At 72.3% G+C, this 16112-nt stretch carries 11 protein-coding genes and 1 pseudogene; 4 read left to right on the top strand and 8 right to left on the bottom strand.

What is annotated here, in order from left to right:
* Nucleotides 1–495, bottom strand: a pseudogene (locus ADK41_RS35475) (SAM-dependent methyltransferase); the annotation flags it as partial.
* Nucleotides 496–695: 200 nt separating this feature from the next.
* Here ADK41_RS35475 and ADK41_RS35480 point away from each other — a divergent pair.
* Nucleotides 696–1175 (top strand): hypothetical protein, encoded by a 480-nt coding sequence (locus tag ADK41_RS35480; protein WP_030821724.1) that lies wholly within the window; start codon nt 696–698, stop codon nt 1173–1175.
* Nucleotides 1176–1279: 104 nt separating this feature from the next.
* On the opposite strand, the gene ADK41_RS35485 is transcribed toward ADK41_RS35480, so the two are convergent.
* Nucleotides 1280–2059, bottom strand: coding sequence for an HNH endonuclease family protein (locus tag ADK41_RS35485; RefSeq protein WP_234318618.1), 780 nt, complete (start codon nt 2057–2059; stop codon nt 1280–1282).
* 163 nt (nt 2060–2222) lie between these two features.
* Between ADK41_RS35485 and ADK41_RS35490 the strand changes: the two genes are divergently transcribed.
* Complete coding sequence (locus ADK41_RS35490) at nt 2223–2408, top strand: antitoxin (protein WP_030821728.1); 186 nt, start codon at nt 2223–2225, stop codon at nt 2406–2408.
* A 66-nt stretch (nt 2409–2474) separates the two neighbouring features.
* On the opposite strand, the gene mfd is transcribed toward ADK41_RS35490, so the two are convergent.
* The 6 genes from mfd to ADK41_RS35525 form a co-directional block, all read right to left on the bottom strand.
* Nucleotides 2475–6032: a transcription-repair coupling factor gene (gene mfd, locus ADK41_RS35495; RefSeq protein ID WP_030821730.1), complete on the bottom strand. Its 3558-nt coding sequence runs from the start codon at nt 6030–6032 to the stop codon at nt 2475–2477.
* A 301-nt stretch (nt 6033–6333) separates the two neighbouring features.
* On the bottom strand, nt 6334–8913 hold the full coding sequence (locus tag ADK41_RS35500; RefSeq protein ID WP_030821732.1) for an ABC transporter permease: 2580 nt from the start codon (nt 8911–8913) through the stop codon (nt 6334–6336).
* Nucleotides 8910–9698, bottom strand: coding sequence for an ABC transporter ATP-binding protein (locus ADK41_RS35505; protein WP_030821734.1), 789 nt, complete (start codon nt 9696–9698; stop codon nt 8910–8912). Before ADK41_RS35505 ends, ADK41_RS35500 begins: the two co-directional genes overlap by 4 nt.
* Nucleotides 9699–10505: 807 nt before the next feature.
* Nucleotides 10506–11390, bottom strand: a complete 885-nt coding sequence (locus ADK41_RS35515; protein ID WP_030821738.1) for a hypothetical protein — start codon at nt 11388–11390, stop codon at nt 10506–10508.
* A gap of 203 nt (nt 11391–11593) precedes the next feature.
* Complete coding sequence (locus ADK41_RS40355; RefSeq protein WP_078661842.1) at nt 11594–14080, bottom strand: SUKH-4 family immunity protein; 2487 nt, start codon at nt 14078–14080, stop codon at nt 11594–11596.
* 9 nt (nt 14081–14089) lie between these two features.
* Nucleotides 14090–15079 carry an SMI1/KNR4 family protein gene (locus ADK41_RS35525; protein ID WP_030821742.1) on the bottom strand — a complete coding sequence of 330 codons (990 nt, stop codon included), beginning with the start codon at nt 15077–15079 and terminating at the stop codon, nt 14090–14092.
* Nucleotides 15080–15431: 352 nt separating this feature from the next.
* Here ADK41_RS35525 and ADK41_RS35530 point away from each other — a divergent pair, with 352 nt between their 5' ends.
* Together ADK41_RS35530 and ADK41_RS35535 are read left to right on the top strand one after the other, a co-directional pair.
* The gene (locus tag ADK41_RS35530) at nt 15432–15854 is read left to right on the top strand and encodes a YwqJ-related putative deaminase (RefSeq protein ID WP_053670348.1); all 423 of its coding nucleotides are present in this window, start codon (nt 15432–15434) and stop codon (nt 15852–15854) included.
* Nucleotides 15855–15902: 48 nt separating this feature from the next.
* Nucleotides 15903–16112, top strand: a 210-nt coding sequence (locus tag ADK41_RS35535) for an SUKH-3 domain-containing protein (RefSeq protein WP_209438660.1), incomplete at its 3' end; no start/stop codon positions are given.

The following is a 16112-nucleotide window of genomic DNA, read 5'->3' on the forward strand; positions in this document are numbered from 1 at the left end:
GGGGGCGGTGGGGGGTTCGAGGGCTTTTCGGGTGGCCGGGGCGGCGGGGAGGGCGGGGCTGTGAACAGTGCCCGTGGTGTTCACACGTGAGCCGTTCACGTCACCGAACCGTGGTGCGAGCACCTGCTCCAGCGCTGCGGGGAGCATCGCGGCGAGCCGCTCGTCGGAGCCGGAGCTCACCTCCAGCCAGACCGGGGAGCGGTCGTGGATGAGGAGCAGGGCGCAGCCGGCGTGGGTGAGGGCGGTGACCGGTCCGCCGGGGTGGCCGGCGAGCCGCTGCCAGACGCGTTCCCTCAACGGGATCCCGGCGAGCCTGCCGTGCCTGCGCAGCCAGCCCTCGACCTCGGCCAGCGCGAAAGATGGACTGGTCTCGGTGCCGCCGACCGGGCCGGGGAAGTCGGTGTGCCGCCGGCGCCAGTTGCTGACGGCGGCGCGGCCGACACCGGCCAGTCGTGCGATCCCGGCGGCGGTCACTTCCGTCGCGTTGTCCTGCATGCCCGGCACCCCGCCCCGCTTCCCTCTGTCCCGTGTGTGGCGATGAGCATACCCATATGCGCGGGAGCGAGGATTCACATGCGTATACAGAGTAAACAGAATAATCGTTGTTGACATCACTCACAGAGCTTGCTCTCATTGAACCCGCGAACGAGCGACCGCCGGCAGGTGGCGGTGGCCGCATGGGGAGGAACACAGTCATGGGCATGAAGAGCAAGATCGCGCTGGGCGCCGTCGCGGGGATCGTCGTCATCGGCGTCGCCTCGGCGAACTCCGGCGACGCGGAAGGTGGTTCCGGCGACAGGGGCACGACGGCGTCCGCGGAGCAGCGGTCCGGCGGTACGACGCCGGACAGCGGGGCGGACGCGAAGCCCGCCGGGGACAAGGGCACCGAAAAGGCGTCCCAGGCCGAGCGGTTCAAGGCGTTCGTGCAGGAGAACGGGACACCGCAAGAGAAGGAGGCGCTCTCGCACGTCACCAAGGTGCAGGGCGCGGACGAGCAGAACGACATCCTCGACGCCGCCGACGTCTACACCGACTTCACCGGCGGGATCATGGGCGAGGGCACGGGCCCCGCCAAGCTCGTCGCCTCCGCCTTCGCCGACTGGAAGCAGAGCGACAACGGCCTCGTCACCGTGTACGACGCCGACGGCGAGATCATCGGCAACGGCAGCTTCTAGTCCTCCCGGGGAGCCCGCCGTGCGCCGCGGTCACGCGTGGGGCCCGAAGCCCGCGGAGTACGGGCGCCGCCCCGCGCCGCGAACGGTCCGCGCGCCCGGCCCGCTCAGCCGCCGCACTGCTCCAGCATCATGCGCTTGTCGGCCGGCGTCACCGGCATCTCGTACTTGACGGCGACCTGGGCGAAGCGGACCGCGTACGCGCACCGGATCCGCTTGTCGGGCGGCAGCCAGGTCGCGGGCCCGGAATCACCCTTGGCCGAGTTGGCCCGGCCCTGGACCGGTATCAGGTTGAGGGTGTCGTTCGCCAGCCGCTCCCGCTTGGCCTCGGGCCAGCGGGAGGCGCCCATCTGCCAGCTGTAGGAGAGCGGCACGACGTGGTCGATCTGCACCTCGGCGGCCTCCTGCTTGCGCCACTCGATGGTCGTGCCGGTGTACGGGTCGTCCAGCGTCATGGCGACCACCACGCAGTCGGACCCGGACCGGAAGCGCACTTCCTGGCCGTCGCGCTGCAGCAGATCGTTGCGGGTGTCGCAGCCGTTCCTCGCCAGCGGCACGCCGTCCGCCGTGTCCATCCACGCGTAGCCGAACTCGTCCCGGTCGTAGCCCGTCTTCGGTCCGCGGCCCTTGGTCGCCACCTTCGTGATGAGGTCGACGGCCTCGGCCCGGTCCGACTCGCCGGTCACGGACGCGAGGCCCGGTCCGGTGCCGTCGGGGTTGTCCAGCGGGCTGACGGCGCGCCCGTCGGAGGCGGCGCCCCCGCTTTCGTCACCGGCCGGGGATCCCGCGCCCTGGACGCCCTCGCAGCCGGCGAGGAGAGCCACCGCGGCGATCACCACAGGTCCCGCGCTCCGGGCCCGTATGCCCCATCCCTTGTTCCGCGTCACCGCGCCCCTCCTTCGTTCATCCGACTTCTGCCCCGGCGGGGGCGGACCGATCCGGACCTCACCGTATCGAGTGAGAGGTCCAGACCAATTCGGTGCCATACGGGCATTCACCGCACAGCGCGCGTATCGTCGGTTCCGAGTCACCTCCGGAAGGAGTTCCCGCATGGGCATCCTCGACAAGTTCAAGAGCAACAGGTCGGCGCGCGACAAGGCCGGCAAGGCCTCGGACGCCGCGGAGCGGAAGATGAACGAGAGGACCGGCGGCAAGCACAGGCGGCAGAGCGACACCGGGCAGCAGCATGGCGAACACCGGTTCGGCATGCACCGCGGCCGTCCCGGCCGGCCGTAAGGCCACGCACACCCGTCAGGGCCGTCCACGGCGACCTCGCGCCGTGGACGGCTCCTCATGTGCGGGTCAGGACCCCAGGACCGACGTCAGGAACTCCCCGACCCAGCCCAGCAGCTCCCGCCCGACCAGCGGCTTGCCGCCCACCTTCGCGGTCTTCGGGCGTGGGACCAGCACCTGGTGCGCGGTCGCCTTGATGACCGTGCCGGGGTACAGGCGCTTCAGGCGCAGTTCCTGGGACTCGCGCAACTCCACCGGCGCGAAGCGGATGTTGTTGCCCTGGAGCACGATCTCGCCGACCCCGCACGCGCGGGCCAGCATCCGCAGGCCCGCCACCAGCAGCAGGTTCTCCACCGGCTCCGGCAACTTGCCGTAGCGGTCGACGAGCTCCTCGCGCACGGCCTTGACGTCCTCCTCCGAGTTCGCGGAGGCGATCGCCCGGTACGCCTGGAGGCGCAGCCGCTCACCGGGCGCGTAGTCGTGCGGGACGTGCGCGTCGACGGGCAGCTCGATCTTCACCTCGAGCGGCGGCTCCTCCTCGATCTCCCCCGTCTCCAGCTGGCGCCGGTAGTCCGCGACCGCCTCGCCCACCATCCGCACGTACAGGTCGAAGCCGACGCCCGCGATGTGACCGGACTGCTCGCCGCCGAGGAGGTTGCCGGCGCCGCGGATCTCCAGGTCCTTCATCGCCACGTACATGCCCGCGCCCATCTCGGTGTGCTGGGCGATGGTGGCGAGACGCTCGTGCGCGGTCTCCGTCAGCGGCTTCTCCGGCGGGTACAGGAAGTACGCGTACCCGCGCTCCCGGCCTCGCCCGACCCGGCCGCGCAACTGGTGCAGCTGGCTGAGGCCGAAGTTGTCGCCGCGCTCGACGATCAGGGTGTTGGCGTTGGAGATGTCGATGCCGGACTCGACGATCGTCGTCGACACCAGCACGTCGAACTTCTTCTCCCAGAAGTCGACGACGACCTTCTCCAGCGCCGACTCCGACATCTGGCCGTGGGCGGTGGCGATGCGCGCCTCGGGCACGATCTCCCGCAGCCGGGCCGCCGCGCGGTCGATGGACTCCACCCGGTTGTGGATGTAGAAGACCTGGCCCTCGCGCAGCAGCTCGCGGCGGATCGCGGCGCCGATCTGCTTCTGCTCGTACGGCCCGACGAACGTGAGCACCGGGTGCCGTTCCTCCGGCGGGGTGGTGATCGTCGACATCTCGCGGATGCCGGTGACCGCCATCTCCAGGGTGCGCGGGATCGGCGTGGCGGACATGGTCAGCACGTCGACGTTGGCGCGCAGCTTCTTCAGCTGCTCCTTGTGCTCGACGCCGAAGCGCTGCTCCTCGTCGACGATGACCAGGCCCAGGTCCTTGAACCTGGTCTCCGAGGAGAACAGGCGGTGGGTGCCGATGACGACGTCCACCGAGCCCTCCCGCAGCCCTTCCAGGACCGCCTTGGCCTCGGTGTCGGTCTGGAAGCGGGACAGCGCCTTCACGACCACCGGGAACTGCGCGTACCGCTCGCTGAACGTCCCGAAGTGCTGCTGCACCAGCAGCGTGGTCGGGACGAGCACGGCGACCTGCTTGCCGTCCTGTACGGCCTTGAAGGCGGCCCGCACCGCGATCTCGGTCTTGCCGTAGCCGACGTCGCCGCAGATCAGCCGGTCCATGGGGACCGACTTCTCCATGTCCTCCTTGACCTCGGCGATGGTGGTGAGCTGGTCGGGGGTCTCCGCGTACGGGAAGGCGTCCTCCAGCTCGCGCTGCCAGGGCGAGTCGGCGCCGAAGGCGTGGCCGGGGGCGGCCATGCGGGCGCTGTACAGCTTGATCAGGTCGGCGGCGATCTCCTTGACGGCCTTCTTGGCGCGCGCCTTGGTCTTGGTCCAGTCGGCGCCGCCCAGGCGGTGCAGGGTGGGGGCCTCGCCGCCGACGTACTTGGTGATCTGCTCCAGCTGGTCGGTGGGGATGTAGAGCCGGTCGCCGGGCTGGCCGCGCTTGGCGGGGGCGTACTCCACGACCAGGTACTCGCGGGTGGCGCCCTGCACGGTGCGCTGCACCATCTCGATGTAGCGGCCCACGCCGTGCTGCTCGTGGACGATGTGGTCGCCCGCCTCCAGGGTGAGCGGGTCGATGGTCTTGCGGCGCCGGGCCGGCATCCGGGCGCCCTCGCGGCCGGAGGCCTTCTGGCCGGTCAGGTCGGTCTCGGTGAGCACGGCGAGCTTGAGCGCCGGGTCGACGAAGCCGTGGTCGATGCAGCCGCAGGCGACGTGCACGACGGACGGGGTGATCTCGCCGAGGTCCGCGTCGAGGCGGGCGGCGACGCCCTCGCCGCCGAGCACCTCGACCGTACGGGCGGCCGGGCCGTGGCCCTCGGTGACGAACACCGTGCGCCAGCCGTCGGCGAGCCAGCCCTTGGTGTCGGCGAGTGCCCGCGCGGTGTCGCCGCGGTAGGTCTCCGGGGCGTGCATGCCGAGCTTGAGGGTGTCGCCCGCCGCGTCGGCGGCATACGTCTCCGTCAGCTCCTCGTCGGCGGCGAACGGCGACACCGACCACCACATCATGTCCAGCTCGCGGGCCCGGTCGCGGACGTCCGCGAGGGACCACAGGGAGGCCGCGCCGACGTCGATGGGCGCCTCTCCCCCGCCGGCCGTCGCCGCCCAGGACGCCTGCAGGAACTCCTGGCTCGTGGCCACCAGGTCGGCGGCCCGGGTCCGCACCCGCTCCGGGTCGCAGACGACGGCCATGGCGCTCTTGGGCAGCACGTCCAGCAGCAGCTCCATGTCGTCGACGAGGACGGGGGCCAGGGACTCCATGCCCTCCACCGCGATCCCCTCGGCGATCCTGCCGAGCAGTTCGCCCAGCTCCGGGTGGGCCTCGGCGAGGACCCGGGCACGTTCCCGCACGTCCTCGGTGAGCAGCAGCTCGCGGCACGGCGGGGCCCACAGGCCGTGTTCGGCGACCTCCAGGGAGCGCTGGTCGGCGACCTTGAAGTAGCGGATCTCCTCGACGTCGTCGCCCCAGAACTCCACGCGCAGGGGGTGTTCCTCGGTGGGCGGGAACACGTCGAGGATGCCGCCGCGCACGGCGAACTCGCCGCGCTTCTCCACCAGCTCCACCCGCGCGTACGCGGCGGCGGCGAGGGCTTCGACGGTCTCGTTCAGGTCGGCGCTGGAGCCGGTGCGCAGGGACACCGGCTCCAGGTCGCCCAGGCCCTTGACCTGCGGTTGGAGCACCGAGCGCACGGGCGCGACGACGACGGAGACCGGGCCGGTCTCGGGGTCGTCCGGGCGGGGGTGGGCCAGGCGGCGCAGTACGGCGAGACGGCGGCCGACGGTGTCGCTGCGGGGGCTGAGCCGCTCGTGCGGCAGCGTCTCCCAGGACGGGTACTCCACGACCCCCTCGGGCGGGAGCAGGGAACGCAGGGCCGCCGCCAGGTCCTCCGCCTCGCGTCCCGTCGCCGTCACCGCCAGCACGGGACGGCCGGTGTCGCGGGCCAGGGCGGCGACCGCGAGGGGGCGGGCCGCGGGCGGGCCGACCAGGTCGACGTGCATGCGGTTGCCGTCGGCGGCCGCGGCGATCGCTTCGGCGAGGGCGGTGTCCTTGACGACGGCGTCGAGCAGACCGTGCAGGCTCATTCGGGGCGCTTTCCGTCCGGGGGTGTGCAACACGTCGGGCCCGACGCGCGCGGCGGGCCGGGGGTGTCCAGCGTACGTCGCCGCGCGGGCGGGCGCCGGGGCTGTGGACAACGTCCGTCGACGGGTGGGCGGCGCCGGCGCCCGGCCTTCCAGGGGCCCCGCCCCCTGGCCCCCGTCCGGCCCCGGACGGGCCTCGTCCTCGCACGCCGGACGGGCCGGTCGTACGCACCCGGCGCCGGAAAGCCCTGGGAGGGCTTTCCGGCGCCGGGTGCGTCTCCCCCGCAACCCCCGTGTGCGGTGGCTAGTCGGTGGCGATGGCGTTCAGGACGTTCATGCGGCCGGCGCGGAAGGCCGGGACCAGGGCGGCGAACAGGCCCACGAAGGCCGAACCGATGAACACACCGATGATCGTCGGCCACGGGATGTCGAGGACCTTCAGCCCCTCCAGGGCGAGCAGCTGCTGCGCGGTGGCGCCCCAGCCCATGCCGAGACCCAGGCCCAGCAGGGCGCCGAAGAGGGCGATCACGACCGACTCCATGCGGATCATGCGGCGCAGCTGCCGGCGCGAGAGGCCGATGGCCCGCATCAGGCCGATCTCCCGGGTGCGCTCCACCACCGACAGGGCCAGGGTGTTCACCACGCCGAGGACCGCGACGACGATCGCCAGGGCCAGCAGACCGTAGATCATGTTCAGCAGCTGGCCGATCTGGTCCTTCAGCGCCTCCTTGTAGTCGGTCTGGTCGCGCACCGTGTACTGCGGGAAGTCGTGCAGCGCGTCCTTCAGCGCCGTGTACGCGGCGTCGGTCCGCCCGTCCTTCGCCGAGGCGAAGAGCAGGGTGTCCAGCGGCATCCTGTCGGCCGGGACGTACGCGGCGAGGGTGTCGATGGACGTGTACATCGCGCCCGCGTCGACGACGGCCTCGCTGCTGGTGATCGCCCGGACCGTCAGCGTGCCCGTCTCACCGTCCTTGAACGCGACCTCGATCTTCGAGCCGAGCGTGATGCCGTGGTCCTTCGCGAAGTCCTCGTGGACGGACATCGCGCCGGGCCCGTAGGCGTCGCCGAGCTCCCCCGCGACCGTCTCGACCCGCAGGTCGGTCGCGTACGTCGGGTCGGCCGCCGTGATCGCCGTGTCCTTCGACGTCTTGCCGTCGGGCGTGGTGAAGTCGGCCTCGGTCCACTTGTACTCGGTGACCCGGTCCACCCCGGGCGCCTTCTTCACGGCTTCGACGGCCTGCGGGGTGATCAGCTGGCCGGTGTCGGACTGGACGATGAAGTCCGTGCCGACGGTCTTGTCGAGCTCGTCGGTGGCGGACGCCACCATCGAGGAGCCGACCACGGACAGGCACGCCACCAGCGCCAGACCGATCATCAGCGCGGCGCCCGTCGCGCCGGTGCGGCGCGGGTTGCGCAGGGCGTTGCGCTCGGCCATGCGGCCCACGGGGCCGAAGGCCCGCAGCAGGATCGCGCCGAGGACGCGCACCACACCGCTCGCCAGCACCGGGCCGACGACGACGAAGCCGATCAGGGACAGCACCACGCCCAGGCCCAGCCACATCGAGCCGTCCGTCGCCTTGTCCGCGCTGCCCGCCAGGTACAGGGAGAAGCCGCCGGCGCCGGTGAGGGCCAGGCCGATCCCGCCGCGTATCCAGCCGGCCCTGGCGTCCGCCGGGGTGCCGGCGTCGCGCAGCGCGGCCATCGGGGAGATCTTCCCGGCCCGCCGGGCGGGCAGGTAGGCGGCGAGCACCGTGACGACCACACCGAGGAGCAGTCCGAGCGCCGGGGTCGTCCAGGCCACCGTGAGGTCGTCCGTGGACAGCTCCATGTCCATCATGCCCATGAGCTTCATCAGGCCGACCGCGAGACCGACGCCCGCGCCGACGCCGAGGACGGAGCCGAAGACGCCGAGCAGCAGCGCCTCCACCAGCACCGAGCGGTTGACCTGCTTGCGGGACGAGCCGATCGCCCGCATCAGGCCGATCTCCCGGGTGCGCTGGGCGACCAGCATGGAGAAGGTGTTGATGATCAGGAAGATGCCGACGAGGAAGGCGATCCCGGCGAAGCCGAGCATCGCGTACTTCATGACGTTCATGAAGTCCCCGACGCTCTTCTGGTTGGCCTCGGCGGTCTCCTCCGCGGTCAGCACCTTGTAGCCGCCGCCGATTTCGGCCGCGACGTTCTTCTTCAGCTGCGCGTCGCTGACGCCGGCCGCGGCGGTGACGTTGACGTTGGTGTAGACGCCGCTCTCGCCGACCAGGGTCTGCTGCGCGGTTTTGACGTCCAGGAAGAACAGCGCGGCGCCGGGGTTGGTGACGGTGAAGTCGGCGATGCCGGAGATCTTCGCGGTGTGCGTGCCGACCACGGTGATCACGCCGATCTCGTCACCGAGCTTCAGGTCGTGCTTGTCGGCGGTGTCGGCGTCGACCATGACCTGGCCGGCGCCCTCGGGCACGGCGCCGGAGGTGATCTCCATGGTGCGGGCGTCGTTGTCGTTCCAGCTGCCGACGATGGTCGGCCCGCCGCTGGTGGGCGAGAGGCTGTCCTTGTCGCCGTCGACGACGGTCACCGAGGTGGAGAACACCGTGCCCTCGGCCGACTTCACGCCGTCCGCGCCCTTGACCTCGTCGAGCACGGAGGCCGGTATCACCGGCGGCCTGCCGTTGTCGGAGGTCGTCTCGCCGCTGTCGGAGGCGTCCTTGGCGCTGACCGTGACGTCCGAGGAGGTGGCCGCGAACAGCTTGTCGAACGTCGTGTTCATGGTGTCCGTGAACACCAGCGTCCCGCACACGAACGCCACGGACAGCAGCACCGCCACCGCGGACAGCGCCATCCGCCCCTTGTGCGCGAGGAAGTTGCGCAGGGAGGTCTTCAGGACGGTCATGACGTGCGCCCCCGGGCGTCGAAGTCCTTCATGCGGTCCAGGACCTGCTCGGCGGTCGGCTGGTGCATCTCGTCGACGATGCGGCCGTCGGCGAGGTACAGCACCCGGTCGGCGTAGGAGGCGGCCACGGGGTCGTGGGTGACCATCACGATGGTCTGGCCCAGTTCGTCCACCGAGCGGCGCAGGAAGCCGAGCACCTCGGCGCCGGCGCGGGAGTCGAGGTTCCCGGTCGGCTCGTCACCGAAGATGATCTCCGGCCGGGCCGCCAGGGCCCGCGCCACCGCGACCCGCTGCTGCTGACCGCCGGACAGCTGCGTCGGCCGGTGCTTCAGCCGCTCCGCGAGGCCCACGGTCTCCACCACCCGGTCCAGCCACGCCGTGTCGGGCTTGCGGCCGGCGATGTCCATGGGCAGCGTGATGTTCTCGATCGCGTTCAGCGTCGGCAGCAGGTTGAACGCCTGGAAGATGAAGCCGATCCGGTCCCGGCGCAGTCGCGTGAGCTTCTTGTCCTTCAGACCGGTGATCTCGGTCTCGTCCAGGTAGATCTGACCGGACGACACGGTGTCGAGCCCGGCGAGGCAGTGCATCAGCGTGGACTTGCCGGACCCCGAGGGGCCCATGATCGCGGTGAAACGACCGCGGGCGATGTCCACGTCGACGTGGTCGAGGGCGACGACACGGGTCTCGCCCGACCCGTACGCCTTCACGACCTGCCGCGCCCGCGCGGCAACGGCCGTACTCTCTCCAGTGCCCCCGTGCCTGGGAATGGTCACAGCCGATGTCACGGTAAGTCTCCTATGTCGGTCAGCAGATGAAAGCGGTGTTCCGGCGCCCGCCCGTCGTGCCCGGCGGCCGCTTCGTGCGTGTTCGTGCGACGTGGTTCAGTCTGGCGTCCGGCAGGGGTCCCGCGCCCTGGTGTTCAGCGCAGTCCTGTCCTGGGGAAAACCCCACCCCCGCCGGTGCACCACGCCACCCCCCAGCGGCGTAAAACCAGGTTAAGGACGACCCCCGCCCCGTCTCGTCCTCCGCCGGTACGAACCCTCCCCGATCCGTAGTACGGAGGTACCCCTAGGGGCTCTCCTCCGGCAGGTGGACACCGTCTCGGGGTCGCTCCACCCGTCGGCCGATCAGGGCTCCGCCCTCCCGCGGCGCGAGGGCCGGGTGCGCAGCCGTGCCGCGGCAGAAAGGTGCAAGGGGCACTCGACCGCGAGGAGGGAAACCCGGGTGAACGGCGCCGGACCGGCGACACGCGACAGCGGGCGACCCGCCGCGACCGGACGGCGCGGCGCCGTCGCCGCCGCGCCGATGCTCGCGACGGCCCTGGCGGCACTCGACTCCACCGCCGTGTCCACCGCCGTCCCGCGGACCGCCGGCGACCCCGGCGGCTCCTCCTCCTTCTCCCGGCTCCCCTCCGGCTGCCTGCCGGCCGTGCCGGTCGCCCTCTCCGTCCACGGCAGGCCCTGCGACGCCTTCGGCCGCGCACCGGTCCTCGTCACGGGCCCCTTTCCGGTCCTCAAGGACCGAACCGGCTCCCACTCCCCGAACGGCCCCTCCCCCGCCGGCCGCGGCACAGGGCCGCGCCCGAAGCCGGGTCACTCCACGGCCCGGCCCGTCAGCGCGCTGAGACCGGCGCACACCTGGTCCAGCTGCGCCTGCACCTCCTCCCGCCTCCCGGCGTGCTCGCGCAGCACCCGCTCGGTCTCCCGCGCGACGCCCTCCGCGCGGGCGCGCGCCTCGGCCAGCAGCTCCGCCGCCCGCTCCCGCGCCTCCTCCGCGTGGCGCCGCGCCGACTCCTCCGCGTCGGCGAACACCTGCCGCGCCTCGGCCAGCGCACGCTCGGCACGCTCCTCCGCCTCCGCGTGCCGGGCGTCCAGCACGGCCACCCGGGCGGCCTCCTCCCGGGCCACCGCGTCCAGCCGCTCCGCCTGCTCCCCGGCCGCCTCGGCGAGCATCCCGGAGGTGCGCTCCCGCATCTCCCGCAGCACCGCCAGCGTCCGCGCGCGCCGCTCCTTCACCTCGGCCCGGGCCTCGACCCGGATCCGGTCGGCCGCCGCGCGGGCCGCCGACAGCACCTCCCCGGCGCCCTCGTCGGCATCGGCGCGCACGGCCTCGGCGTGCGCCTGTGCGGCCTCCCGCGCGCCGGCCGCGTCGTTCGCCGCCAGGTCCGTCACGTCCTGCGCGTACTGCCGCGCCGACTCCCGCACGGCCGCCGCCTCCTCCTCGGCCAGCGCGAACAGCCGCCGCGCGCTCTCCCCGAGCGACTCGTACGTCTGCGGCGCCAGCCCCGCCACCCGCACCCGCAGCAGCGCCAGCTCCTCCTCCATCTCCCGGGCGAGGACGGTGAGCCGCGCGGCCCGCTCCCAGGCGGCGTCACGACGACTCGAGAGGGCCTCGACGTACGCGATCACCTGCAAGGGACGGTAACCACGCCCCCGTACGACCTCGAAGCCCTGCGACGACACCGATGCGCTGCTCACCCTGGAACCCCTCTCCACCGACGGACCCGAAGCCCAGCACGAAAGACCGAGCACGAAATGGGATGAATCGCGCACATCTTGGTGGATGACACGGAAGTGTTCATAACGCGACACTCCGCGAGGAGGGCACGCAAAAGCCGGGCCCGGTCGTCAGGACGACCGGGCCCGGCTCCTCGCGTCACACGGGGTTCAACCGCGACGGGTCACAACAACCCGTCCCACATCTCCTCCAGCAACACCGACCACCAGCTCTCCGGCGACCCCAGCGCCGCCGGATCCAACGCCGCCAACTGCGCCTGGAAGTCCACCGTCCAGCGGCCCGCCTGCTCCTGGTTCAGCCCGAACCGCAGCCGCCACATCCGGCCCAGCAGCGCCAGACAGCGCGCGAACTCCGGCAGACCGGTGTTCACGAACTGCGGCGCGGCCGGCACACCGCCCGGCCCGGGCTCCACCGGCACCGCGACGATGTTCGCCGTGCCGTACTGCACACAGATCGCCTTGCCGAAGTCACTGCCCATCACCAGGTACGAACCCGCGTCCGAAGCCGGCTGCACACCCCGCTCCGCCGCCAGCTCCGCCAGCGTCGGCACCGGCCGGCCCGGCTGCGCCTGCGCCCAGAAGAACGGACCCATGTCCAGCGGCAGCCCCGCCACCACCAGGGTGTGCGCCACGACCGGCGGCACACCCTGCCGGGACACCGCCGCCTGCTCGAAGCGGAACACGCCCGGCCCGAACGCCCCCGCCAGCTCCTGCGCGACGGCCTCCGGCGGAACCGGCGGCGCGGGCTGCACCGGAGGAATCGGCGCACGCACCGGCGCGGGACGCGCCGGACCGTCCGCCACCTGGTGCAGCTCACCCTGATGGGCGAGCAGCTGCCGCATGCCCTGCTGCCGGCTCGCGTGGTCCGTGCCGTACGGGGCGATGGACGTGATCCGCGCCTGCGGCCACTGCTCACGGATCATCCGCGCGCAGTACGCGCCCGGCAGCTCGCACGACTCCAGCTCGGTGTGCAGCTCCAGCACCTGGTCCGGCGGCACGTTCATGGCGCGCAGCTCGTGGAAGATCTGCCACTCCGGATGCGGCGTACCCGGCGCCGAACGCCGGATCAGCTGCTGCTCACTGCCGTCCTGCGCGCGGTAGCGCAACACGGCCTGGTAGCCCGGGCCGACGGTCGGCTGCCCGGCGGGCGGCTGCGGATAGCCGTACGCCGGCGGCTGCCCCGGCACGGGAACACCGGGCGGAGGCGTACCGGGCGGCACACCCGGCGGCGGAGGCGGCAAAGGCACACCGGGCCCGGCCGCCGGCGGCGCGGCCAGCACCGTCTCCGCATGATGCACGGGCCCGCGCCCCCCGGCGCCGGGAGCACCCGGCCCCCCAGGAGGGCCGGGAGGCTGAGGCACACCGGGAGCACCCGGAGGCGGAACCGGAGCCTGCGGAGCGCCAGGGACACCGGGAGCGCCGGGAGGCGGAACCGGCGGCTGCGGCGCACCGGGGCCGCCCGGGTCGGCGAGCATCGTCGCCGCGTGATGGACACCACCGGGCGGCGCGGGCGGAACCGGCGTCCCCGGCGGCGGAGTCGAACCACCCGGCGCCCCCGGCCCGTCGGGACCGAGCGACGACACCATCTGCGTCGGCACGTACCCGCCCGCCGGACGCGCGCCCGGGGCACCGGGGGCGCCCGGCGGGGGCGGAGGCGGGGGCGTCGCACCCGAGCCGCGCCGCGCGGGCGAAGTCGCCTTGCTGGTCGCGGCGTCCGCGATGTCCCCGGCGTTCGGCGCGAGCGGCCGCGCCGGCGCCCCCGGACCGGTCGGCAAAGGCGTGGGCGCACCACCGGACACATGCGGCGGAGGAGGCGTGGGCGCACCACCCCCCGTGGGCTGCGGCGTGTCCGGCGCCCCCTGCGGCGCACCGGAATCCCGGACCGCCGGCGCGACAGCCGTCGGCGGAAGCCCGCTGCCACCCGACAGCAGCGCCGTCTTCGCCTCCGGCAAAGCCGCGGGCGGCGGAACGTCGTCGCCGGACTCGCTCAACTGCGACGCGAACACGGTCTCCGGCAACGGCACCGAACGGTCCTCACCGGCATCGGCGTTGGTGTCCGTACCCGCCCACGGAGTCGCCCCGGCCTCCGCCTGCGCACCACTCCCCCCGGCAGCGGGCCACGCGGCACCACTCCCCCCACCGGCGCCCGCCCCCGAAGAACCCGCGGACGAACCGGAACCCGCAACCGACCCCGACCCATCGGACGCATCCGCGCCCGAAGCCACACCGGCAGCAGACCCCACGGACGAGCCCGAACCCTCACCCCGCCGATCCGGGATCCCCAGCCGGTCCGCCGCCTCCTGCAACCACTCCGGCGGACTCAACAAGAACGACGTCTGATTCAGATCCACCCGCGCCGCAGCAGCCGGCACCGGCTCCGGCACCACGTCACCACGGCCGTACTCCTCCTCGTACCGGCGGACCACCTCACCCACCGGCAACGCCGGCCACAGCGTCGCCTCACCACTGTCCCGGGCGATCACCAACCGCTGCGCGCCCCCGTCCGAACGCGGCCCGTCCGCACGGTCCTCCGCCCACACCACGAACCCGAGGTCGAACTCCCGCACCCGCACCTCACGGTGCTGGTACGACGGCACGTCCCCGTTGACCCACTCCTCCGCACGCTCCTGCGCCTGCGCGAACGTCACCATCGCCGAAGCTCACTCCCCCGCGGAAGAAACCGGAACGGCACGCGCGAACCCACCGTCCACCATCAGATTCGCCACCGTCTCCAGCTCCGGCGGAGACCCCGCCAGCCGGGACAGGAACACATCGAAATCATCCCCGCACGACAACAACAGCCGCTCCACCCGCTCGGCCGGCGGCCACGACGGATCCACGTCCCGCGCGTCGTCGTACGCACAGAACCACACCGAACCCTGCCGCTCACCCCGCACCTTCACCGCCAGCAGACCACCCTGCACGAACGCCACACACAGATAGTCCTTGGTCAGGTGATCACGCAGACACTTGTTCACATACACGAGATCATTGACCGCCGCCTCGTCCCGCACCGTGAAGAACGGCTGGTCCACCAACAACCCCAGCTCCGCGTCCAACGCCGTCCCCACCGGCGCACACCCACCCGCCGCCTTCAAGAACGACCGGTACGCACCCGGCAACCGGTACCCGAGATCCTCCTCGACCCCCAGCACCTGCGACTCCGTCACCGCCACACCCGACTTCGGCAACCCGAAATGCGCCGGACGCGTCTCCTGCAACGGCCGCGTCCCCCGCTTCCCATGATCCACCGCCGACGTCGCCACCCCACCGTGATGCCGCAGCAACGCCTTCACCTCGACCGGCACCAACTCCAGCCGCCGCGACCCCACCACGTGATGCCACGTCCAGCCGTGCGGCGTCGCCACCGCCGGCACCGTGTCCCACAACGCATGACCACTCGCCGCCAGCGCCGCGTTCGCCGACACGAAATCCGTCAGCCGCAACTCGTCCACACCGAAACCCTCCGGCGGCTCCGCCACCTCCGCCGCCGCCCGCGCGTAGGGCGAGAAATCCGGGTAACCACGCTCGTCCACCCGCACCCCCCGCGGATGACGCGCCGCCCGCACCGGATCCGGGAAGTGCACGACCTGCCCGGCATAAGCCGCGTTCGGCGGCACGGCCTTCTGCCCGAGCCGACCTGTCGTCATGGCGGTTGCCCCCTGCGGCACTCTGTACGCCCCGCACCGCCCACCTCCGGGCCACCACGGAACGTATGCGACTTTCACGTCTGTCTCGACTGCTTACCGCCACGACCCCCACGGCGCCCACACACACCAGCGCGCAGAACACCGCACGGATCGCGGTGCCGACAGCCTATGCGGTACACCCCCACCGGTCACCGGCACCGGTCACCCGCCCCTCCGCTTCCGTGACCAGCCGTCACCCTCCCGTGACAGCCCGCCCAAACCCGGGCGTGTCGCCCCGCCCCAGCTTCCACATCAGCCACCCCATTTGGCACCCTGTGACCACCGGGGAGACGCTCGGGAGGGGAAGACGATCATGAACATGACGCAGACCGGGCCGCACACCGGCCCATCCGGCGACCCCCGCTCCGGCGACCCCCGCATCAACTGGAGCACCACCGAAACCCCCCACACCCCCACCCTCCACCCCCTCGTCCAGGACTTCCTCGACACCCTCACCAGCGACCAACGCGACCGCTTCACCGGCCGCTGCGCCGAAACCATCCTCATCTCCCGACACCTCACCACCGCCGACGCCGCCCGCAGCAAACGCGCCGCACGCAAACCCATGACCAACGGCGAAGCCCGCAGAGCCCTCAAACACGCCAAACTCACCACCCGCCGCATCCGCGAGGACGGCGACCCCCTCCACGGCGCCTACGCCACCCCCTGCCGCGCCTGCACCGCCCTCACCGCCCACTTCGGCATCCGCCTGGTCGACCCCGCCACCACCGGCTGACCCCAGCCCCCACCCCCACAACCCACGACCCAGACGAGCCAAGGGCAGATGCACACCGACCGCACCTCCACCACCCGCTTCGCCGTCCCCGTCGACGCCGCCCTGCGCACCGCCGGCTGGCAACCCGGACGCTGGGACATCAAACAAGCAGAAATCTGGGCCGACACCCTCCGCGACCACACCTCACCCGCCGGACACCGCCACACCGTCTTCCCCGCCGCCGTCGAAGCCTGGGCCGAATTCGGCACACTCCTCATC

It is taken from the genome of Streptomyces caelestis, assembly GCF_001279005.1.
Classification (GTDB): Bacteria; Actinomycetota; Actinomycetes; order Streptomycetales; family Streptomycetaceae; genus Streptomyces; species Streptomyces heliomycini.